Here is a 21,880-nt window from a genome sequence, read left to right as displayed (position 1 = left end):
GATCCCGGCCTCGGTCCCGATCCCGGCCTCGACACCGGCCCCGGCTCCGCCCCCGCTCAGCGCGGCGCGCCGAGGTCGACCACCGGGCCTTCGAACGCCCCCTCGTTGGAGAAGGTCAGCGCGCTCTGCACCCCGTCGGCCTGGACGCGCGCCAGGTAGACGGCCGGGCGTACGCCCTTGACCGCGATCCGCACCCGCTTGGGGTCGGGCCGCGGGCCCAGCGGGAACGGGGCGCGGAACTGGTATCCGTACGCGGGTCGGCCGGCCGGCGGCCGCTTCTCGTCGAGCAGGAGGAGCACCCTCTGGTCGTCGCGCAGCGGCATGTCGAGGTCGAGGACGATCACGGCCGACACCGTCCCGTCACCGGCCCGGTCCTCCACGCGGATGGGGCCGGTGATGCCGGGGCGGCGGGCGAAGGCCACGGCGTTGGACTCCAGCCCCCAGTGGGGTGTCGCCGGGATGCCCAGGTCGACGCCGTGCAGCAGCTGTACGCCGTGGACGCCGGGCGGCAGGTCCTGCGGGACGCGGACGACGGCCTGGTCGTCGCGTACCCGTCCGGCGTCGAGCGGCAGGTCGCGTCCGCCCAGCCGGGCGGTGACCCGGTCGGCGCGCAGCCCGGTGCCCTGCAGGACGAGTTCGTGGTCGGCCGGCACCGGGCCCTCCACCGGGTCGGTGCCGGGCGGCGAGCCGGCGGGGCGGGAGAGCACACGGTGGATGAGGGGCTGCCGGGACGGGATCGCGCGCACGGTGCGGCGCAGGACCGGCTTGCCGGCGACGGGCTCCTGCCGGCCCTCGATGAGGACGGCGGTGCCCTGGTAGGTGAGGGACAGCGCGTAGGGCGTCTGGAAGAGCATCGACCAGAGCTTCGAGGCGTCGTCCACGTCCATCTGCGAGGGCGTGAACCGCACCTTCTGGGGCCCGGCCGCGAGGTCGCTGCCCACCAGGAACGGCGCGGCCGCGGCGTCGTCGATCAGCTCCTTGGGCAGGTTGGGCGTCTCGTGCAGGGTGCGGACGACGGAGCCGAGCAGCCGCTGGGCGACGAGTTCGCGTTCGTCGCCGTAGAAGCTGATGAGGTAGTGCAGGTCGAGGGCGGCGGCGGCTCTGGTGCGGAGGGTGCCGTCGCTCGCGCGGGTGGGGGTGTCGCTGTTGCGCAGCGATCCGTTGGGCGTGACCTGGTAGAGGAAGACGGTGATCGTGGGCTGGGCCGGCGGCTGGGCGGGCGGTTTGATGGCCGCGACGTCGACGGCGAAGGGGACGTCGAGGGCCACCGAGTTCGCGACGAGCAGGCGCAGCGCCTCGGTGACGGTGGCGATGGCCAGCGAGTTGCTCATGCCTGCTGTCCCTTCTCCCGCGCCAGGTACCGGTCGAGCGTCATGGCGGGCTTCGTTCGTCCGCCGTCGCCGGTTCCGGGACGTCCGGCCGGTTGTGCCGGGCCGGGTCGGCGGCCGGCCGTGACCTCCAGGCGGCCGATGCTGACATGCACCACCCGCTCGGGCGGCTGCCGGCGCCGCTCGCGCCGGTTACCGCCGGTCGCGTTCTCGGCGGACCTCCGGGCCGGCACGGGCGGAGCGGCGGGGGCGGCCGAGGTGAAAGGTTTCGCCGCCGTGTTCCGGGGGCCGGGTGCGGCGGTCCGCCGGGGGGCCTCCCCCGAGGGGCGGCCGGGTGCGTCCGGTCGTAAGGAGCCGCCCGGCGGCTGTCGCCGCGTCCGTTCCCCGTCCGGGGAGCCGGCGGCCGGCGGCAGCGGCGGTGCAACGAGCAGGGGCCGCGCGGGGACGAGCCGTGCCGCCGGCACGGCCGGCCGGACCGGTCCCGGGGCCGTGGCCGCCCGGGGTGCGGTCGGGGCGGCGGCCTCCGCCGGCCGGCGCGGTGCCGGCGCGGGAGGCGGTGTGGTGCCGTGGGCGGGGCCGGGCGCGGGTAAAGGCCCGGCGGGGCCGGGGGCCTCGGCCCCGGTGGTCTCGACGCGTTCGAACGGCCCCGGCAGGCGCGGGCGAAGACGCGCCAGGGGCGGTGCGCCCCGGCGGCCCGGGGCGTGGCGCGCCAGCAGGCGGTCGAAGAAGTCAGGCATCCGCACACAGCTCCAGGTAGTAACGGCGCCGCAGCGGGCTGAGCGCCAGGATCTCCGGTTCGCTCCAGCCGTACGCGGTGGCGAGCAGGTGGACGTCCAGGAGGGTGTCGCGGGCCCAGGCGTCCAGCTCGGCCCACAGGTAGGAGGTGATGTCGAGTTCGGCCCGGGTCGCCTTCCCGCAGGCCGGGCAGGCGACGTTGAGCGTCACGTCGGCCAGCGGGTCGGACTCCGCGGAGACGGCGGCGATCCGCCGCTGCACGTGGTCGGGCAGCGGACGGTCCGCCACCGGCCGGCCGGCGTGCTCGGCCCGCAGGACGCAGCGGGCGAGCAGCGCCGCCCTGGCCTCTTCGTCGGCGGCGGACTCCACGGCGGCCAGGTCGGCCGGGGTGGGCAGCCTGAACTCGACCGCCCACTCGTCGGCTTCGACCCGGAGCGGTCCGTCCGGCGCCGCGCGGGCCGTGCCCAGCCCGTCGGCGTCGAACTCGAACTCCATGTCCTCCCCGCACTCGGCGCACTCGGTGCGCACCTCCAGCCGCGCCCCGAACAGCGCCCGCCGCACGGCGAACAGCTCGGCGTCCCGCGCTCCCAGCGGGACCGAGAGCAGTTCCCCGGCGTCGGCTCCGGGGCGGGCGAGAGCGTGCAGGAGGAGGGCGCGCCCACCGTCGTCGGACGCGAGGCCCGCCTCCCACGCGGCGAGCAGCGCCCCGGCCCCCAGGTGTTCCATTCCCGGCCGGCCTAGGCCGGCAGCTGGTACGAGGGCTCTTCCGGCTCGGGGACCTCGTAGTCCCGCTCCCAGCCCTCGCATTCGAGCTTCAGGCTCTGGATCGCCACCGCGTTGGCGTTGGCGTCCAGTTCGCCCACGATCTGGTACTCGCTGATCCAGGTGCGGTAGAGCTTGTGGGAGACGGCCACCTGGCCCGCCTCGTTGAGCACCTGGATGACGATGTCCTTGCGGAAGTCGGCCAGCGAGACCTCGGACCCGCGGCCCGCTCCGACCATCCACACCTTGTTCGCCCAGCGGTCGAACTCGGCGTCGTGGGTGACGCCGCGCTCCAGCGTGACGGCCTCGAACTCGGTGCGGCCCGGGGACTTGCGCGGCGAGCTGGCGTCGCCGCCGTTGCGGTGCTTGACCACCTCGGTGGTGCGCTTGAGTGGACTGATCTTGCTGACGCCTGCGACGACGCGCCCGTCCCAGACGACCAGGAACTTGAAGTTCTTGTACGGGTCGAACCGCTGCGCGTTGACCGTGAACTCGGCCATGGAGCTCCTATACCTCGATCTGTCCGGCCATCTGCTCGATCTTGACGATCACGAACTCGGCGGGCTTGAGCGGCGCGAATCCGACCACGACGTTGACCACGCCCCGGTTGATGTCGTCCTGCGTGGTGGTGTCCCGGTCGCACTTGACGAAGTACGCCTCCCGCGCGGACGTCCCCTGGAACGCCCCCTGTTGGAAGAGGGTGTGCAGGAACGCGCCGACGTTGAGCCGGACCTGCGACCACAGGCGCTCGTCGTTGGGCTCGAAGACGACCCACTTGGTGCCGCGGTACAGGCTCTCCTCGAGCATCAGCGCCAGGCGCCTGACCGGTACGTACTTCCACTGCGAGGCGAGGGCGTCCGCCCCGGCCAGCGTCCGCGCGCCCCAGGCCACCGGGCCCACGACCGGGAACGACCGCAGGCAGTTGAGCGCCAGCGGGTTGAGCAGCCCGTTCTCCCGGTCGGTCATCGGCACGGTGAGCCCGCGCACCCCGGCGAGCTTGGTCTCGGTGCCGGCCGGCGCCTTCCACACGCCCCGCTCGCTGTCCGTGCGGGCCATCACGCCCGCGACGGCGCCCGACGGCGGGAAGGCCCGCAGCCGCCCCGTGAGCGGATCGACCATCTCCAGGTGCGGGAAGTACACGGCGGTGTGGGTGCCGGGTACGGACTCGAAGGCGGCCAGGCCCACCCGTGCGGCGTCGATGCTCCGCCACGCGGCGGGGGCGTCGGCCACCAGGAACATCCGCTTCTCCTGGCACAGGGCCGCGGCGGCGGACAGCACGGTGGCGATGTCGTCGACGTTGTCGTACCCGGCCACCTCCGGGAGGACCAGGAGGTTGACGTCCTGGACCTCGCGCAGCGCGTTGATGCCCGTCTTCCCGGCCTCGCTGCCGATCAGGTCCATCGGCCCGGGCGGACCCGCGTCCCGGCCGCCGTCGAAGACGAAGACCGGCGGCCGCGCGAAGTCCTCCAGGCCCAGCGGCCCCGCCGCCTCGCCGCTGAAGCGCACGACGTCGTCCTTGTCGGTGGACCCCGCCACGACCTGGAGACGCTGCCCGAACGCGGTGACCCGCAGGCCCGCGAAGGCGCGCCTGCCCGGGGCGTCGGGCAGCGCCCGCAGTTTGCGTTCCAGCAGGAGGGCGAGCTGCGGCACGGATTTCGGAGCCGAGTCGCCGTCCGCGGCCGGATCGTAGATCTTGAATTTGTGTTTGACCGATCCGATTCCGACCTCGATCACCGGGGTCAAATCCGGAAGTTGTTCCCCGAACGGCTTCGAAACCGTACCCACGGGGTCGGGACGGCCGCCCGCCGCCGACGTCACCTGGACCAAAGAGGAAGCGGAATCCACCAATGCCTTGACATACCGGGGGTGGGCCGGATCCATCGAGATACCGGTATACGACTCCCGCGCCCCGCCGGCACTGTCGAAGACATGCAGGTTGAACGTTTCTTTCGGTTTCGGCGTGTCATAGTCCACGGCGACGCGCAGCCCCGAGCCCCACACACCCGGCTCCTTGGCGGCCAGCCCCAGCGTCTCGGCGGCGGCCTCGCGCTCGCTCGACGTCAGCGTCACGGCGGCCGACTTGCCGGTCCCCGCGGCGCCCACCCGCACGACGACCGCGATCGATCCTCCGTTGAGGAAGAACTGCTGAACGGCGTACCCCACCGCACTGTCCGAGGCCAGACCGCCGAACCGGCGCTCGTAGTCCGCGAAGCTGGTGATGGTCACCGGCCGGTTCACCGGGCCCCGGCGGGTGTGCCCGAGGAAGGCGGCCACGGACGTACTGACCGCCGTGATGGTACGGACGCTGCTGGGAAGTTCTTCGATGTAGACGCCGGGATAGGTCGGTTGCACCGGCATTGACCCTCCATTTCCTCCAGAGGTCAAGAGATAGGGAGGGGAATTGATCTTCTTAAGCCGTCCGGCGCGCCACACATCACCGCGCATGCGAATGCAAAAGAGGACGTTCCCCGCCATACACCTCGCAACTCCGTGTCGCGAGGGACTCAAGCATCCGCTTGGGACTCCTGGCGCCTCTGCGCCTGACCATCATGAGGAGTACTTGACGTCGAGTCAAGTTTCAGAAATGGATAGCCGCATTCCCCAAATCACCAGGAACAAAGATCAATTGACGGTCTGTTTTCCGTCCGCCTTGATCAATCTATCCGGAAAACCAAATTCCGGGGCTGGGGGTGCACGTGGACACGGCCGCCCCCTCCCCGGCCCGGCGCACAGCGCTCGCACTGCCCTCAGCCCTGTCGGACCGCAGCCGTCTGCGCCCTACAGGCCTCGAGGTCACCGCCGAGCGGTGTCCATCAGAGCACGGTGGCTCACCTGCCTGGACCGCACCGCGCTGGGTGGAGCGCGATCCGGACTCCATGGCGAGCCCGCGGAACGACTGGAGCACTCGCCTTGCGCGGCGGCACCGATGCCAGCCTCAGACCAGCAGGCTCCGCACGACGTACGACATGTGCTGGACATTGCCCACGCGGAGCCAGACCGTGGCGTTGCCGGTCCCGGCCGCCCCGCCATGGCCACGCGCACAGTCACGCAACCAGCTCTCGCCTGAACTGGCCATCGCGCCCCGGAACTCCGGCAATTCGAGAATCTTCCGGGCCATCGCCCGATTGGCAGCTGCCCGGTCGTCGCCACGTGCCAGCATCTTGCCGAGGACAAACGACTCCTCGATGGTGTAGCGGAGCACGCCCCAGGGAGGACCGCCACGACCTGCCGACGGTTCACGGGTGAAGGCTCGGGTGGGCTGGATTCCGTAGTCGCCGTAGCTGACCGAGGGCACGTACGACCGGCCACTGTCGGTAACCCCACACCAGCACTGCCAGTCCGTACGAGGCTCGCTGCGCAGCCCTTGTTCCAGCATCTCGGCAGTGACCTCAGGGAAGCCGCCGCTCAGGACCGCGGCGGTCCGCCATTGCGTCAGGGGTATCAAGGCGTCCAGCGCGCGCAGCGCTTCCTTCACGGCATCGGTCCGGTCGGCGCGGACCGCGCCCAGGTCGAGTAGGAGATCCGTCTCGACGGCCAGGCCGGCGCGGTCGAGCAGGTCGCGGACGAGGGGGGTGGTGGCGCCGTCCCACTCCCCTGAGAGAGCGACGCGTATACCGAGACCCCTTCCGCTGCGCCGGGCGGCTTCGAACGCCGAGCTCTGCTGGTGCTCGGTGCGCCTGGGACCGGTCACCGGGCGCAGCAGTGTCAGTGCGCCGAGATCGGACAGTACGCCGGCGAGGGCAGCCAGTTGCGTCTCGTCGGCGACGGGCATGTCGACCCACGCCGGATAGTGGCGCTGCACCTTGTTCAGGGCGTGTGCTTCACGCTGCAGGTGTGCGGTGAGCGCGTCCAGGGACAGCCCGGTACGTGGCAGGAAGCTCCAGAGCGGTACGACGGCCCGCTGAACGGCCGGACTCAGCTGCCGATACGCCTCGGCAGCGTGCGGCCGAGCCTGCAGGACGGGGACGTAAAGCGGTCCGGACATGGCGGCTCCCCCTTGGCTCTGCCCGTGCCCTCTTCCCTCACCTTCAGGGTGTGTCGGGTCGGCATTTCGGGGAATGACGCCTTTTCAGCCCGGATGGCCGAAACGCGCGAGGACCCGGTAGAGCTGTGACCAGCGAGCAACCGTTGCGCAACTCCGGCAGCCGAACCTCTCGCGTGGACGTGGTCGGGGTCGCTTCCAGGGCCGGCACCCCGATGCCGATCTCCGCGGTCACTCCAACCTGGCACGCGGTAGCATCATTTACGCTGCCCGCCTTCCCGGAGGGTACGAAACCCACGTTCACGCACATGGTCCGCCCTGCTGTGAGTGAAGATGGTCATCCGTCGTGTGTTCGCACGCGACGTGAGTGCGGATGCCCGGTAGGGCTGTCCCTGCCATTCCGAACTCACCTCATGGAGTGGCCAAGCATGAACCCGGTCGAGTACGAGTCCGCGCGTCGCATCCGGTTCCGCAGGATCCTGATCGACGTCGCAATCGGTGCCGCATCCAGTCTTCTGGCGACGGTGCTGACGTCGGCAGCGCGCCTGCTCTTCTGAGCCAGGCGAGTGGCGGGTCCGGAGAGCCCGCCACACCACCCTCCTCGCGCTCCCTCAGAACAGCGTCTGCTGCCCCTTCCGCGCACGAGACCTGCGCCGGGCCTTCCGGCCCCTGCCGCGGCCGGGTCGGGGCTGATGGGCTACCCGGAGTTCCGGCGGGATGCTCTCCCTGGTAGGACGCAGACCGTGAATCTGTACGTCACCGACGACTTTCTTGAGGTATGCCCGCGTCTCCGGATCCGTGGAATAGAGCACCGTGGCACGACTCGCGCGGGTCAGCAGCACGTGGTAGGCGTGACGCACGCAGCGAGCGAATTCGTCGTCGTCGAGGTTCTTCTTCCGCACCTCGGGATCGAGTGACCCGGGGACGGCGACCCGGTTCACACCGGCTTCCTTGTCCCTCCGCTGCTTCCCCCTCTGGAACACCCAACGGCCGTCACGCCGGACCATGTCGTCGCCCATGATGACGCCGCACCAGTCCCATTCCAGGCCCTGGGCCGTGTACACGCAGCCGATCTGACCGAGACCGCCGTCGTGCACGGACCAAATCTTGGAAGGAGGTGCTCCGTTTTCGCAGAAGCTTTCGCTGTAGGCGTTCCACGGCCGGTGCCAGTCCCCGATACGGACGTCGGCCTCGAGCCGCTTCTCCTTTCCTCGGGGCTTGGTCCATGGCCAGCAGAATCCGGCGACCATGCGCGCGGAGGCGCCGGCCCGGGCCTCCTGCAAAATGGTCTGCTCCAGTTCCTCGGGAGTGTCCGCCACCTCGATGTGCATCAGTCCGTCGGGCACCCATTGCTCAGGCTCCTCGCCCGACACACCGAGAAGGTCCCGCACCCAGCGCACATAGGCGTCACTGCCACCGCACCGGTACTGCTCCCTGAGGTCGTAGCGGGCGAAGTCGGCTCCACGCCGTCGTGCAGCGTCCTCGATCAGGGCCACTGTGCCGACCTCGCTCGGCCGTACGGACTGACCTTCGTCCAGAAAGAACAGGGTGAGCCGGGACGCGTCCAGCAGTTCATCGACCTGGGGGCGCTTCCCTTGCTTCTCCGCCGGCCAGCGCCGATTGGTGGAACGCTCCCGCAACCGGTGCGCCTCATCACAGATCAACACGTCCAGCGGTTCTTCCGGGGTGGTGACGAAGCTGCTGAAGTACGTGAAGCTCTCCCGGAATTCCCGGTCGCCGTAGCCCACGTGCTCCTGCATCGCGCCATTGAAGGCCCGTGAGCCGCTCGCGTACTTGACGGTTCGACCTTCGGCCTCGAACTCTGCCTTGAGCTGCAGGCCAATGGCGCTCTTGCCCGTTCCGGCGCCACCGGTGACCACGAACACGGCACGTCTCGGGTTGGGCACGAGGGCCTCACGCGCAGGGTCGTCGAGCACTGTGGCCGAGGCCTCGACCACATGCTCCGCGACCTTCCTCTGACGCCCTCGCAAGGTGAAGACGGTGTCCTCACCCCTCGACGTGATCATGGCGTCAAGGAGAGGAGTGTTCCGCAGGTTCATGCGGGCGAGCAGTATCTCCGCATGCGAATGCTGCTCGTCATCGCTGAAGTGCTCTCTGAGATCCCGCATCAGTTGGGCACGCCTGTCCTGCGTGTAGACGCGGGAGTACGCACCGGTGGGCGCACCAGGACCGATGAGCGGCCGCACCGAGTCCTCGGTCGCATTGTGCAGGTAGGCGAATCCGCCGCACTCGTAGGACAGCCCGTGGAGCGGCCCCGCCGTACTGCCGAACGCCTCAAAACTTGCCGCCAGTTGCAGGGCGGGGTGCTTCTTCTTCTCTTCGATGCCGGGGACATGGACCCATTCGGACGTGGCCTCCTCCACCCTGGTGACGGTCGACCATCGTTTGAGCTCGACGAGTTGCACGGAAAGACTCGAACTCTCCGGGTGCCGTCCGACCAGGACGACATCGATGGTCGGCTTGCGCTTGGAATCGTCGTCCTTGGACTCGCCGCCCTCGGACTCCTCCGGCTCGTCGACGGTCGCCGAGCATTCGACGATCATCTCGACGTTCCCCCGGCCGGCCGCCACCATGTCACCGGCCAGCGCGACCAGGCTCTCGGCCCACGCGGACCGTTCGGAGAGTGATGCCTCTTTGCCGCGGAAGTGCTTCCACCGTTCAGCAAGGTGGGGCACCATACGGCGCCGGTCGTTGAGCGTCAGAAGGTCGTTGGCCGAGAGTTTCAGCAGGAGCATGGGCATGAGGTGGTTCCCCCAGAGCACGAGTGACTCGTGCGGGTGGGGGCATGTCCTGCTCAGGAAGCCCGTCGGGCCGCAACCGTGGCGACGATCTTAGAGAGTCGGCCGGGACCGGGGAAACGGTGGGCTCGGGCGTGTCTCAGACCGCGGCAATAACGTCCCGCTCTCCCACGAGCTCCCGAAGCTTCTCGCGCGTCTCCGCATCGGTGGAGTACACCACGGTGCCGACCATGCCTCGTGTCAGCAACACCTTGTAGGTGTTGCGGATGAGGCGGTCGACGTCGGCATCGGAGGTGGACTTCTTGAACACGGGGTCCTTGGACGCCGTACGGTCCGTGACCCACCTGTCGCCTCGCCAGACCAGGTCCGGTCCGATGATGACGCCCGACCAGTCGTACTCAAAGCCCTGCGCGGTGTAGACGCATCCGATCTGGGTGAATCCGGCAGGGTCAGTGGCCCAGAGCGCCGACGGAGGCGCGCCGGCCACACCTCGATCACCGCGCAGGTTCCAGGGACGGGCCCATTCCTCGATCACCACGTCCGCAGCGAGGGGGTCTCCCGGCTTGGGTTCCTTCGACCATGGCCAGCAGTAGCCGGCAGAGATACGGGCTCCGTATCCCTCGGCACGGCGGCCCTCCAGGAAGCCCTCCATTTCCTCCGGGGTGTCGGCGACCCGCAGCTGCATGCGGTCGTCGGGCTCCCAGGCCACCGGCCCGCCCTCTTCGAGACCGAGGAGCCGTACGACCCATCGCACGTAGGCTTCGCTGCCACCGCACCGGAACTGGCCGTCCAACCGGATCTCGGTGCAGCCGATATTCTTCACCGCCGCTGCCGCCCTGATGTCGGCCACCGTGCCCAGTTCGCCGGGACGCACCACCTGGTGCTCGTCGAGGAGGAAAACGGGTACGCGAGCCACGTCGATGAGCTCGTCGATCTGAGCCCTGCCGGTGCGGTGGGCGGCCGGGGTATAGCGGTTGGCCGAGGTTTCGCGGATCCGGTGGGCCTCGTCGCAGATCAGGACGTCAAGGCTGTTCTTCTCAGCCGTCATGAAGCTGTTGAAGTACTTGAAGAGGTCCTGCACCTCACGCTTACGGGCCCCCGCGACCTTGCGCATGGTCGTGGTGAACGACTGCGAGCCGGTTGCGTGGAGCGTCGGCACGCCCTGCCGGTACAGCTCACCGAGCAAGGAGAGCGCGATGACGCTCTTGCCCGTCCCCGGACCGCCGGTGACGACCACGACCTCCTTGCGGTCGGCCTGCTTCGCCCTGCGGACGGCATTGAGGACCATCCGGTATGCGACCTGCTGCTCGTCCAGGAGGACGAACAGTTCTCGCTCGCGAACCTCCTGGGCCGCGACGGACATCAGTTGCCTGGACGGCACCGGTTTCCCGCTGAGCAGTTCGTCGGCAGCGCGAGCACCCGGAATCGTGGGGCTCAGCTTGGCACGAAGGTAGTCGAGGAACTCACCACGCCGGCCGGCGGTGAACAACTGTCCCTGATCGTCGCACTCGATGTCGCGCAGGCCGGCGACACCGAATTCAGTGGCGTTGTGAAGATACGCCACACCGCTGACCCGCTCCGGGTGTCCCGCGACGGCTCCGTTGAAGCCGGCGATGTACTGGCAGTACCGGCGCACCTGCTCGATGGGGTTGAGCACAGGGCGGGCGTACCGGCGGCCCGGGCCGTCGTCGAGGCGGCAGAGAGAAGGGTCATCCTCGTCCGGCGTGGCCTGGCTCCATTGCTTGAGCTCCACCACGACGTAGGAGGGGTCGCCGGTGACCGGGTGGATGCCGGCGAGCACCGCGTCGACACGCCTGCTGTTCAGCGGAAGCGCGTACTCGAGGATGACCTCGACGTTCCCGAGTCCCGCATCATTCAGGGCTGCGGCCAGGGCGGGAATGCTGCGCTCCCACGACCGGGCCTCGGACGACCCCGGCCGGTGTCCGAGCACGTGGAAGAACTGCTCGTTCAGGTGGAGGAAGAGCGAGCTGTCCAGCGCCATGGCGGCGACGGTTTCGGCGGACGCACGGAACAACAAGAAATGCCCCCCAGGCAGCACGAAGAGACTCGTGCGGGTGGGGGCGTGTCCGTTACATCCACATCAGGGCGGATCGGAAGCCTGTCGGGCCGCAGTGACGAGGTCGGCTCAAGAATACCTGTGCGATGCACGAGGGTTACAGCGTCAACCAAGCACCCTGCGCGGCAGCGGCTGGATCAGCCGGCCCGCCGGCGGCGTCAGGACTGCAGGGGCGGGCGAGGCGAGACGCTCAACAGCGGTGACACCGGCATTGGCGGTTTGCCCCGGTAGATCCGCCACCGCTCGGTCTCATCCATCGCGACGACCCTCCCAGCCCAGAGCCCACCGTTAGGATTCCCCAACGGGGGGTTACAACGACGGTTTCGGCTGCCGAGACGCACATCACACGGGCGGTCGTTCACCACACGATTCAAGGTGCCGGGGGGCAATGCATGCGTGAAGGCCGGTGGATCACGGTCACCGAGTCGGGGTTCGATCACGAGCGCCGCGGCCTGGAATCCATCCGCAAGGAGTTACCGGACTCCGATCCATGGCGGGCCTGGTCGAACTTCACCTTCACCGCGAACAGCGGACACGTCCGGGAGGTCGATCTCCTCGTCGTCGCCCCCGGCAGCATGTACCTGATCGAACTCAAGGACTGGCACGGCTCGGTCACTAGTGAGAACGGCACCTGGGTGCAGACCGCGCCCAATGGCCGCCGTCGCGAGACGCACGGCAATCCCCTGCACCTGGCCAACAAGAAGGCGAAAGAGCTCGCGGCGCTGCTGAAGCAGCAGGGCAAGCGCATCTGGGTGGGCGAGGCCGTCTGCTTCACCGACGACGCACTGCGCATCCGTCTTCCGGCCAACGACCTCAACGGCGTTCACACCGTGAGCGAGCTGGCCGAGATGCTCAAGCAGCCGCCGCGTGACGAGCGGCAGCGCATCACCGCCATCGACTCACGCGAGATCAAGGCCGCTCTCGAGCAGGTCGGTATCCGCCGCAGCGACGCCGAGTACAAGGTCGGTCCCTACCGGCTGGACCGGAAGGCATTCGACTCCGGACGCACCTGGGCCGACTACCTGGCCAAGCACGCCGAACTGCCCGAGGCGGCGCGCGTGCGCATCTACCTCCGGGAACGCGGCTCGGACGCCTCCATTCGCCAGTCGGTGGAGCGCGCCGCCCGGCGCGAGGCCGCGGTCCTTCGGCGCTTTCGCCACCCCGGCGCCGTACACCTCAAGCAGTACGACCCGTCCGGGCACTCGGCCGGCCCCGCGCTCATCTTCGACTACCACCCACAGACCCTGCGCCTGGACGAGTATCTACTCCAGTACGGACAGCACCTCGACATCCTCGGCCGTATGGCGCTCGTACGGCAGCTGGCCGAGACGATGCGCTCCGCGCACTCCAGCCGCATTCACCACCGGGCCCTCGCAGCACGCTCCGTGCACGTCATCCCGCGCAACCGGGGCCCCAAAGGACAGGCGATCGGCCAAGAGGCAGCATGGCTCGCCCCTTACCTACAGGTGTCCGACTGGCAGGTCGCCACACAGCGCAGCACCGTAGGCGGCCCGGCTCAGGCCCTGAGCCGTTTCGCTCCGACGGCCCTGTCCGCCATGCACGTGCCCGAAGGCTCCGATCCGTACCTCGCACCCGAGCTGACCGCACTCAACGCCGACCCGGTCTACCTGGACGTGTACGGCCTCGGCGTCCTCACCTACCTGCTAGTCACCGGCAAGGCGCCTGCCGCCAGCCAAGCCGAGCTTCTGTCCCGCCTCGAGGCCGGCGAGGGGCTTCGCCCCAGTTCACTGGTGGACGGCCTGTCAGAGGACATCGACGAGCTGGTGCAGGCGGCCACCGCCTACCGTCCCGAGCAACGTCTGTCCTCCGTGGACGAGTTCCTGGAGATGCTGGAGCTCGTCGAGGACACGCTCACGTCACCGCCCGTTCCCCCCGCGCCCGAGGTCCCCGAGAAGGACCCGCTGGAGGCCGTGGCGGGCGACGTTCTCGGCGGCCGCTGGGAGGTCCGCCGCCGCCTCGGTACGGGCTCGACCAGCCGCGCCTTCCTGGTGCGCGACCTGGAGGCTGAGGCCCGTAAGGGCCGTCCCCTGAACGTGCTCAAGGTGGCGCTCTCCGACTCCCGGGGCGAGATCCTGGCCCGTGAGGCCGAGGTCATGGGACGTCTGCGCCCCGACTCCCGGATCATCCGCCTGACCGAGCCGGAGCCGCTGCGCATCGCCGGCCGTACGGTGCTCGCGCTGGAGTACGTGGGCGACGAGCGCCCGGAGATCGACGAGGACAGCACCGAGTGCGGCACCCGCACGCGCCGCCGCGAGGAGACGGTAGCCCGCCAGCTCCGCGAGCGGGGCCGCCTTCCGCTCGACGAGCTGGAGGCGTACGGCGACTATCTGTTCGGCGCCGTCGATTTCCTTGAGGGTGAGGGCGTCTGGCACCGCGACTTGAAGCCGGACAATATTGCGATCCGCGTCCGGCCGAACCGCACCCGCGAACTCGTGCTCATCGACTTCTCGCTGGCCGGCTATCCGGCGAAGGACTACGAAGCCGGCACGGAGGGCTACCTCGACCCGTTCATCGGCGGGCTCCAGCGCTCCGCCTACGACTCTCACGCCGAGCGGTACGCGGTCGCCGTCACGCTGCACGAGATGGCCTCGCGCGAGCTGCCCAGATGGGGCGACGGGGCGGTCCTGCCTCAGATGACGACCGCGGAGGAACTCCCTCACCCGACGATCGCCGCCGACGCCTTCGAACCCGCCGTACGGGACGGCCTCGTCGCCTTCTTCCACAAGGCCTTGCACCGGGACGCCACCAAGCGCTTCCCCGAGCTGAAGCCGATGCGGGACGCCTGGAAGAAGGTATTCCTCGACGCCGCACAGACGGTGACGTCCAGCCACCGCTCCCGTCACCCCGGGACGACCGCGCAGAGCCTCGAGGAACCGTCCGCCGTCACGGACGCCGAGCCGCTCACCGCCGAACAGCAGCGTGAACAGCTGGCCGCTCGCGTCACCCGTGACACACACCTGTCGGCCGCCGGTCTCACTCCGGCCGCCGAGTCCTTCCTCTACGGACTCGGCATCACCACCGTCGGTGGCCTTCTCGATTACAGCCGCCGCAAGCTCCTCAACGCTCCGGGCCTGGGCGCCAAGACCCGTACCGAGGTGCAGCGCCGTCAGCGCGAGTGGGGTGAGCGGCTGCGTGAGGCCCCGGTTTCGCCGCTGACGCCGCGGGGCCGGGCCGAGGCCAAGGAGGAGCTCGAGCAGCTTTCTGTCGCCGAAACAGCCGCACTCGGGGCCCTCGCCGCCCGCAACAACGTGGGCGGCCTGGCCGGCGCCACGCTGCGCTCGATCAGCCTCGACACCCTCGCCACCGTCTTCGTGCCGGAGCTGAACACCAACGGCTCCAACCGCAACAAGGTCGAAATGGTCCGGCTGCTGCTGCGTCTGCCCAACGACCGCGGTGAACTACCCGGCATCGGCGTCTGGCCCAAGCAGAAGGACGTCGCGGACGAGCTCGGTCTGTCGGCCGGGCGCATCCCGCAAATGATCAAGGAGGAGCGCAAGCGCTGGAAGAAGCACCCGGCGATCCAGGCACTGCGCCAGGAGGTCATGGACCTGCTCGCCAGCCTCGGACGGGTCGCCTCCGCCGCCGAGATCGCCGACGCTCTCGCCGTGCGCCGTGGTACGCAGCTGTCCCAGCGGGAACAGCGCCGCGCGCTCGCCCTCGCCGCCGTCCGGGCCGTGGTGGAAGTGGAGCAGCTGGAGCCGGAGGAGGCGGAGTTCCAGCACCAGCCCAACCGCAAGGCCACAGAGGAGGCCCTGGGTGCGGGTCTGCTCGCCTTGGACGTGCGGGAGAACGACTCCCCCGACACCCCCACCGCACCCGGGCTCCTCGACTACGCGGCCAGGCTGGGCCGGACCGCCGACCGGCTCACCAAACTCGACACGCTGCCCACGGCGACGACGGTGCTCGCCGAACTCGGCGCGCTCGCCCCGCCGCCCGGCACCATGGAATGGGACGAGCGCCGTCTCGTCGAACTGGCCGCCGCGGCTTCCCTCAACGCCGCCGCCACCCCGCGCCTGGAGATCTACCCGCGAGACCTGCCCCTCGTGCGCGCACTGCGCCTCACCCAGGCGGGCCTCGTGCCCCTGATCCCCGGTGTCCCCGAAGCACGGCAGCCCGGCCTCACCGTCGAAGCCGTGCACGAGCGCGTACGAGCCCGCTTCCCCGAACTCGCGGTCCGGGACAGCCATGGTCGGCTGACGCACGACCTGCCGAGCGACGGCCCGCTGACCAAGGCACTGCGCGACGCGGGCTTCGACCTCACGCTGTCGACGCGCGAGGACACCAAGACGCTGCGCTATCTGCCCACGCGCATGGACAACTCGTCCAGCTACCTGACGACCGGCGCCTGGCGCCGGTCGACCGAGGTGGGCGCCGTGACACGCTACTCGGACAATCCCCTGCTCGCCGGAGCGATCCGCGCGGAGGAACGCCTGGTCGCGTCTGCGCGGACAGACGGCTACCGCGTACTGACGGTGCGTCACGACAACGCGTGGAATGCCGTCCGCGAGCTGAGGCGGCCGGACCGGTTCGGCGCCGAGGTTGTCTCTGTGACGGAGCTGTTTTTGGAGGCCATGCACGCGCTCGTCCCTCCCGGGACGAAGCCCACCTGGGAAACGCTGCTCAAGGCGGACGTCGCCGAGCCGGGGTCGCGCGGGGCGATGAAGTTCGCGGAGTACGCGCGGACGGCGTGGGGCGCGGTGGAACCGCGGGTGCGTGCGCTGCTGGATGGTGGCCGAGGGTTTGGTCCCGGAACTGGGCCGGTCCTGCTGACCGAAGCCACGGTCTTCGCCCGGTACAACGCGATGGGCCTCCTCGACCGGCTGGCGGAAGCCGCCCGGCAGGGCGGGCGGGGGTTGTGGCTCCTGGTGCCCCAGAGCGAACCGGCGCGCGAACCGAAGCTGGGCCACGTCGCGGTGGCGTACCAGGCCGGTCTGGGTGAATGGATCGAGATTCCGGACTCGTGGGTGGACAACGCTCACCGGTCGGATGGGACCGGTGCGATGAACGCTCAAGGAACTGAAGGAACTGAGGGAGACGTCAAGTGATCGACCGCAAGGCCCTTTTGAACGACCTGAAGCAGCAGGTCAAGGCGGTCGAAGTCGACTTGGCGAAGCAGGTGAAGGCGGTCAGGAAGGTAGGCGACCGGCTCAGCGCCGAGTACAGGCAGGCAAAGAAGCTGGGCCGCACTGCTGCGACGGAGAACTCCTGGCTGGACGAACGGATTACACAGGTCGCGGTGGCATGGGTCCTGGGGACCGTGTTCGTACGGTTCTGTGAGGACAACCGACTGATTCCAGAACCGTACCTGGCGGCGCCGGAGGACGACCGCCGGGACCTGGCGCTGGCACGCTATGAGGACTACGTCGCTACGGATGCCGACCCGACGTTCCGAGGATGGATCGAGTGCGCCTTCGAGGAGCTGGGTGCCGGGCAGGCTGGCCGGCTGCTGTTCGACCGGCGGCACAATCCGCTCTACCAGATCCCGCTCTCGCACGACGGGGCCCGGGATCTGGTTGAGTTCTGGCGGCATCGGGATGAAGCTGGTGTGCTGATTCACGACTTCGCCGACCCGCTGAACCAGGACGGTACAGAGGGCTGGGACACGCGGTTCCTGGGTGACCTGTACCAGGACCTGAGCGAGACGGCCCGGAAGACGTACGCGCTGTTGCAGACACCGGAGTTTGTTGAGGAGTTCATCCTCGACCGGACGATGGAGCCGGCGCTTCGGGAGTTCGGCTACAAGGACCTGAAGATGATCGACCCCACGTGCGGGTCGGGACACTTCGTGCTGGGGGCATTTCGGCGGCTTGTGCGGTTATGGGCCGAGGGTCAGCCGGGGCGGGATGTGCACGAGCGCGTGCGAGCTGCGCTGGATTCGGTGCACGGGGTTGACCTGAACCCGTTCGCGGTGGCTATTGCCCGGTTCCGGTTGCTGGTTGCGGCTATGGCGGCGAGTGGCATGCGGACGATGGCGGAGACTGCGCGGTACGAGTGGCCGATGCATTTGGCGGTGGGCGACTCGCTGATCAAGCACCCGGATCGACAGGGCAGGTTGTTCGACGAGTCGGACGCGGAAGGCGCGGACGAACTCGCCGAGTTCAAGTACGTGACGGAGGACGTGCAGGAGCACCCGAAGATCCTGGAGCCGGGTCGCTATCACGTGGTGGTCGGCAATCCGCCGTACATCACGGTGAAGGACAAGAAGCTCAATCAGCTATACCGGAAGCTCTACGACGCCTGCCAGGGCGCCTATGCGCTGTCCGTTCCTTTCGCCCAGCGGTTCTTCGAGCTGGCGAAGGCCGGGGACGCGGATACAGGTCATGGGTATGGCATGGTCGGGCAGATCACTGCGAACTCGTTCATGAAGCGAGAGTTCGGTACCTGGCTGATCAAGTCGTACTTCGGACACTCAGTGGAGTTGACCGAGGTGATCGATACATCAGGCGCCCATATTCCCGGACACGGAACTCCGACCGTCATCCTTGTAGGCAGACGACGCGGGGAAAGCAAGCGCTCCGCCACGATCCGTACAGTGCGAAATGTTCAGGGGGAACCCGCCACACCGGAGAACGCTGAGGACGGGTTGGTCTGGAACGCGATCGTAAACCAGATTGACAAGCCAGGGTCAGTCAGCAAGTGGGTTTCAGTGGGCGACCTAGACCGGGGGCGATACTTCGGGAAGCAGCCGTGGATCCTTGCCGATGGCGGCCTTGAAATGGTCGAGCAACTAAATAAGCAAGCAAAAATTAAGCTCTCCTCAATTGCATCCGAAATCGGCGCAGGTGCCGTGACGCGCGAGGACAGCGCATATATGGTTGGCGCTGACACCCTCCACCGCAACCGAATCCCGTTGAGTCACCAACGCCCTCTCATCGAGGGAACCGAGGTTCGCGACTTCGCACTGTTGGAGCCGGTCACGTCACTCTGGCCTTACACCGAGAGCGATCTCCGGGCAGACGCACCGCCCAGTGTGGAGCAATTCTTGTGGCCATATCGCAAACTCCTGCGTGACCGTCCAGCCTTTGGCAAGACACAGCTCGAACGCGGTCTCGCATGGTTCGAGTACTCAATGTTCTTCAAGCGACGCTATCAGCTTCCTCTCTCCATCACATTCGCTTTCGTCTCCTCTCACAACCATTTCGCCCTAGACAGAGGCGGCAAGGTCTCAAGTCGTTCTGCCCCAGTAATTAAGCTGCGCCCAGAGGCTAGCGAACAAGAACACCTGGATCTCCTAGGGGTACTCAACAGCTCCACGTCTGGATTCTGGCTCAAGATGGTCAGCCACGACAAGGGAAACCGTGGCGGCGAACGCGGCACAGGCCGCTACGCGTGGGAAAACTTCTACGAGTTCGCCGGAGCTAAGATCGAGGAGTTCCCGCTCCCTTCCGCCCACCCCGCTGAACTCGCCATTGCTCTCGATGGGCTCGCCCAGAAACTTACGGCCACAAGCCCTTCCGCCATTGCAGCTAAGACAACCCCGACGGCCCCTATACTCCGCGAGACTCGCGTCGCCTGGCACACCACCCGTGCCCGCATGATCGCCCTTCAAGAAGAACTGGACTGGCAGGTCTATTCGCTCTACAACCTGCACCCCGAGGACCTGCGCGTCTCCGAGAATCCGGACTCCCCCGACATCCCCGAACTCGCCCTCGGCGAGCGCGCCTTCGAAATCGTTCTCGCCCGCCGCGTCGCCGCAGGCGAGGCCAGCGGCGAGTGGTTCAAGCGGCACGGCTCCACCCCTATCACCGAAATCCCCGCCCACTGGCCGGCCGCATACCGCGAGGTCGTCCAGAAGCGCATCGACGCCATCGAGTCGAGCCGCGCCATCGGCATGATCGAGCGCCCGGAGTACAAGCGGCGCTGGGCCACCGAAGGATGGGACGCGCTCCAGGAGAAGGCCCTTCGTTCCTGGCTCCTCGACCGTATCGAGAATCGCGAGCACTGGTACGACGAGAACGATATGCCCGCCCTCGTCACCCTCTCCCGGCTCACCGACGCCCTGTCCCGCGACGACGACTTCGTCTCAGTCGCGAAGATCTACGCACCCCGCAAGGAACTCCCCACTGTCGTCGCCGAGCTGATGACCGACGAGCACGTGCCGTTCCTCGCTGCCCTGCGCTACAAGCCCTCTGGGCTGAAGAAACGCGCCGACTGGGAGCACGTCTGGGATCTCCAGCGGCAGGAGGACCTGGAGACGGACGAGATCACCAAGCGGAAGATCCGGGACTCCATCCCCGTACCGCCGAAGTACACCTCGGCCGACTTCCTGCGGCCGTCCTACTGGCGCGCTCGCGGCAAGCTGGACGTGCCCAAGGAGCGGTTCATCTCATGCGGGCAGAGCAACGCGGCAACCCCCGACCTGTACGGCTGGGCCGGCTGGGATCACCGGGAGCAGGCGTACGCCCTGGACGCATACATTGCTTCCCACGAAGGCCTGGCCACCGAGGAGCTGATGCCTTTCCTCGCGGGGCTGCTGGAGCTTCAGCCATGGCTGGATCAGTGGCACAACGAGTTCGACCCCGCCTTCAGTGCCTCGCCAGCCGCGTTCTTCCGAGGTGACCGCCAGATGGTGCAAGGCGAGCACGGCCTGACTGATGCCGACTTGCAAGCCTGGCGTCCGGCTGCCACCCCCCGTGGCCGCCGCGCCGCCAAGAGGCAGTCCTCTTACTGAGACGGCCGAGGGCGTGTCCGGCAGGTCTTGCTGTTCGACCCACCAGACACGCCCTCGTGGGCCGACCTGCCGGGGGGACAAGCCAGCTCCGAGCACACTCAGGCTGGAGTTGCGTGCACGGATCATTTGGCAACTGGAAAGATCCCCGTCCCTATCCCAGATATGAACTCACTCCATGCTCTTGCGGAAATATTCAGGGACGGGCCATGCGGATCTTTGCTGTCGCGGACCGCTACGCTCGCGCCGAATACGCCCATTTCAACGCAATTGCTATTACTTGCACTGTAGCTGGACTTATGCCACACAACGTTCATCGCAACGGATCTGTGGATATGCCTGCTCACTTTTCCCGTTCCTTCAATTGAGTGATGCGGGAGAGCGACCTTTCAAACGGCAACGCTGACGCAGTCAGCCGCTCGAACGCCTCCGCATAGCGTGCCACGTTGGCAGGTTCCTCCACGTAGAGGCTGCTTTCCAGGTTCTCCAGCAGCACAACCTCCAAGCCTGGCTGCCCGAACCCAAGAGCAGTGAACCCGCCGGTCACACCAGGATGCAGCTCTGCATCCAACGGCAAGATCTGAATAGTTACGTGTGGATACACAGCAACATCCAACAAGCGCTGGAGTTGGTCCCGCATAACCCCTGTTCCGGAACGCTGGCCAGCAATGCCGCTTCGTGGATGATCGCCCAGAGTCGCAGCGGACTCGGCTTGGTCAATACGGACTGTCGCGCCATCCGCACCTCAACAAGAGCGTCGACGTCTTCGGGGGACGCCGTCATGCCATGTGCAGCGATCACCGCGCGAGCGTAGGCGGAAGTCTGCAAGAGTCCTGGAACCACCAGAGGTTCATAGGTGCGCACCGACGATGCGTCGGATTCCAAACTGATCAGGTCCGAGTAGACAGGAGAGAGGTCGTAGGTCTGCCACCAACCGCGCCGACCACCATCCCGCGCCATCCTGAGCAGGCGATCTCGAATATCGCTGTCCTTGAGCCCGTAGAGGTGGAGCAGCTGCTCAACGTCGTCAGGCTTCGCACCTCGCGTTGCGCTCTCGATCCTTGACACCTTCGAGGCGCTGATACCTGACCGCGCCTCGACCTCCTCCAAGGTGAAGTCGGACTCTTCACGCAAACGTCGCAACTCGGCCCCAAGTCGCCGACGACGCACAGTTGGCACCGCCATCCCGCGCCACCTCCCATCGATGCTGCTGCCCCAGCCACGCGATCCCGCTGACTGCGCTCCCGCTGCATGCTCGCACAGGCGAACCAGGGCCCTGATTGGCAAAATTGCCAACTGGTGTGTACGCCTTGCCAATCCACCGTGATGTGCGCCACTCTGTTTCTGGCCAACTACGCGCCGCGATGGGCGTGTTCCTTGCGTGCCCATGCGCTCATAACGGCAGGTGGGCGTGCGAATGCAAGGACCCCCGCGACCGTGCCATCGGTCCGGGGGCGTGGCCAACGCCAGATAGGAGCGTTGACTTGCACGACCTTATCCGCCGCGTCCTTGAGTGGACTAGAGCAGTCATCCGGCCGGGAGCTTCAC

At 67.9% G+C, this 21,880-nt stretch carries 12 protein-coding genes and 1 pseudogene; 3 read left to right on the top strand and 10 right to left on the bottom strand.

Annotation, left to right across the window (positions count from 1 at the left end):
• Positions 1 to 56: 56 nt before the first annotated feature.
• The 6 genes from J1792_RS22755 to J1792_RS22730 form a co-directional block, all read right to left on the bottom strand.
• On the bottom strand, positions 57 to 1,331 hold the full coding sequence (locus J1792_RS22755; RefSeq protein WP_242646346.1) for a Pvc16 family protein: 1,275 nt from the start codon (positions 1,329 to 1,331) through the stop codon (positions 57 to 59).
• On the bottom strand, positions 1,328 to 2,065 hold the full coding sequence (locus tag J1792_RS22750; RefSeq protein ID WP_207248062.1) for a hypothetical protein: 738 nt from the start codon (positions 2,063 to 2,065) through the stop codon (positions 1,328 to 1,330). Before J1792_RS22750 ends, J1792_RS22755 begins: the two co-directional genes overlap by 4 nt.
• Positions 2,058 to 2,789: a T4 family baseplate hub assembly chaperone gene (locus tag J1792_RS22745; protein ID WP_207248061.1), complete on the bottom strand. Its 732-nt coding sequence runs from the start codon at positions 2,787 to 2,789 to the stop codon at positions 2,058 to 2,060. Before J1792_RS22745 ends, J1792_RS22750 begins: the two co-directional genes overlap by 8 nt.
• Before the next feature lie 11 nt (positions 2,790 to 2,800).
• Positions 2,801 to 3,325, bottom strand: a complete 525-nt coding sequence (locus tag J1792_RS22740; protein ID WP_086569125.1) for a phage tail protein — start codon at positions 3,323 to 3,325, stop codon at positions 2,801 to 2,803.
• Between the two features lie 7 nt (positions 3,326 to 3,332).
• Positions 3,333 to 5,183, bottom strand: coding sequence for a phage tail sheath C-terminal domain-containing protein (locus J1792_RS22735; RefSeq protein WP_207248060.1), 1,851 nt, complete (start codon positions 5,181 to 5,183; stop codon positions 3,333 to 3,335).
• A gap of 577 nt (positions 5,184 to 5,760) precedes the next feature.
• Positions 5,761 to 6,810 (bottom strand): beta family protein, encoded by a 1,050-nt coding sequence (locus J1792_RS22730; protein ID WP_207248059.1) that lies wholly within the window; start codon positions 6,808 to 6,810, stop codon positions 5,761 to 5,763.
• Between the two features lie 425 nt (positions 6,811 to 7,235).
• Here J1792_RS22730 and J1792_RS34350 point away from each other — a divergent pair, with 425 nt between their 5' ends.
• On the top strand, positions 7,236 to 7,364 hold the full coding sequence (locus tag J1792_RS34350; protein WP_242646345.1) for a DUF6408 family protein: 129 nt from the start codon (positions 7,236 to 7,238) through the stop codon (positions 7,362 to 7,364).
• A gap of 54 nt (positions 7,365 to 7,418) precedes the next feature.
• Here the strand turns inward: J1792_RS34350 and J1792_RS22725 are convergent, their stop codons facing one another.
• Both J1792_RS22725 and J1792_RS22720 read right to left on the bottom strand, forming a co-directional pair.
• Positions 7,419 to 9,569 (bottom strand): DUF2075 domain-containing protein, encoded by a 2,151-nt coding sequence (locus tag J1792_RS22725; protein WP_207248058.1) that lies wholly within the window; start codon positions 9,567 to 9,569, stop codon positions 7,419 to 7,421.
• 136 nt (positions 9,570 to 9,705) lie between these two features.
• A complete protein-coding gene (locus J1792_RS22720) occupies positions 9,706 to 11,604 on the bottom strand; it encodes a DUF2075 domain-containing protein (RefSeq protein WP_207248057.1) in 1,899 nt (632 codons plus the stop codon).
• Positions 11,605 to 12,035: 431 nt separating this feature from the next.
• Between J1792_RS22720 and pglW the strand changes: the two genes are divergently transcribed.
• A complete protein-coding gene (gene pglW / locus J1792_RS22715) occupies positions 12,036 to 16,709 on the top strand; it encodes a BREX system serine/threonine kinase PglW (protein ID WP_207248056.1) in 4,674 nt (1,557 codons plus the stop codon).
• The gene (gene pglX, locus J1792_RS22710; RefSeq protein WP_207248055.1) at positions 16,706 to 20,335 is read left to right on the top strand and encodes a BREX-2 system adenine-specific DNA-methyltransferase PglX; all 3,630 of its coding nucleotides are present in this window, start codon (positions 16,706 to 16,708) and stop codon (positions 20,333 to 20,335) included. Before pglW ends, pglX begins: the two co-directional genes overlap by 4 nt.
• Before the next feature lie 122 nt (positions 20,336 to 20,457).
• Here the strand turns inward: pglX and J1792_RS22705 are convergent, their stop codons facing one another.
• The gene (locus J1792_RS22705; protein WP_086569141.1) at positions 20,458 to 20,649 is read right to left on the bottom strand and encodes a DUF397 domain-containing protein; all 192 of its coding nucleotides are present in this window, start codon (positions 20,647 to 20,649) and stop codon (positions 20,458 to 20,460) included.
• Between the two features lie 26 nt (positions 20,650 to 20,675).
• Positions 20,676 to 21,517, bottom strand: a pseudogene (locus tag J1792_RS22700) (helix-turn-helix domain-containing protein).
• Between the last annotated feature and the right edge of the window lie 363 nt (positions 21,518 to 21,880).

Origin of the sequence: Streptomyces triculaminicus (genome assembly GCF_017349075.1) — a bacterium.
In the GTDB taxonomy this organism is placed as follows: domain Bacteria; phylum Actinomycetota; class Actinomycetes; order Streptomycetales; family Streptomycetaceae; genus Streptomyces; species Streptomyces triculaminicus.
This window is presented reverse-complemented; position numbering and strand designations above follow the sequence as displayed.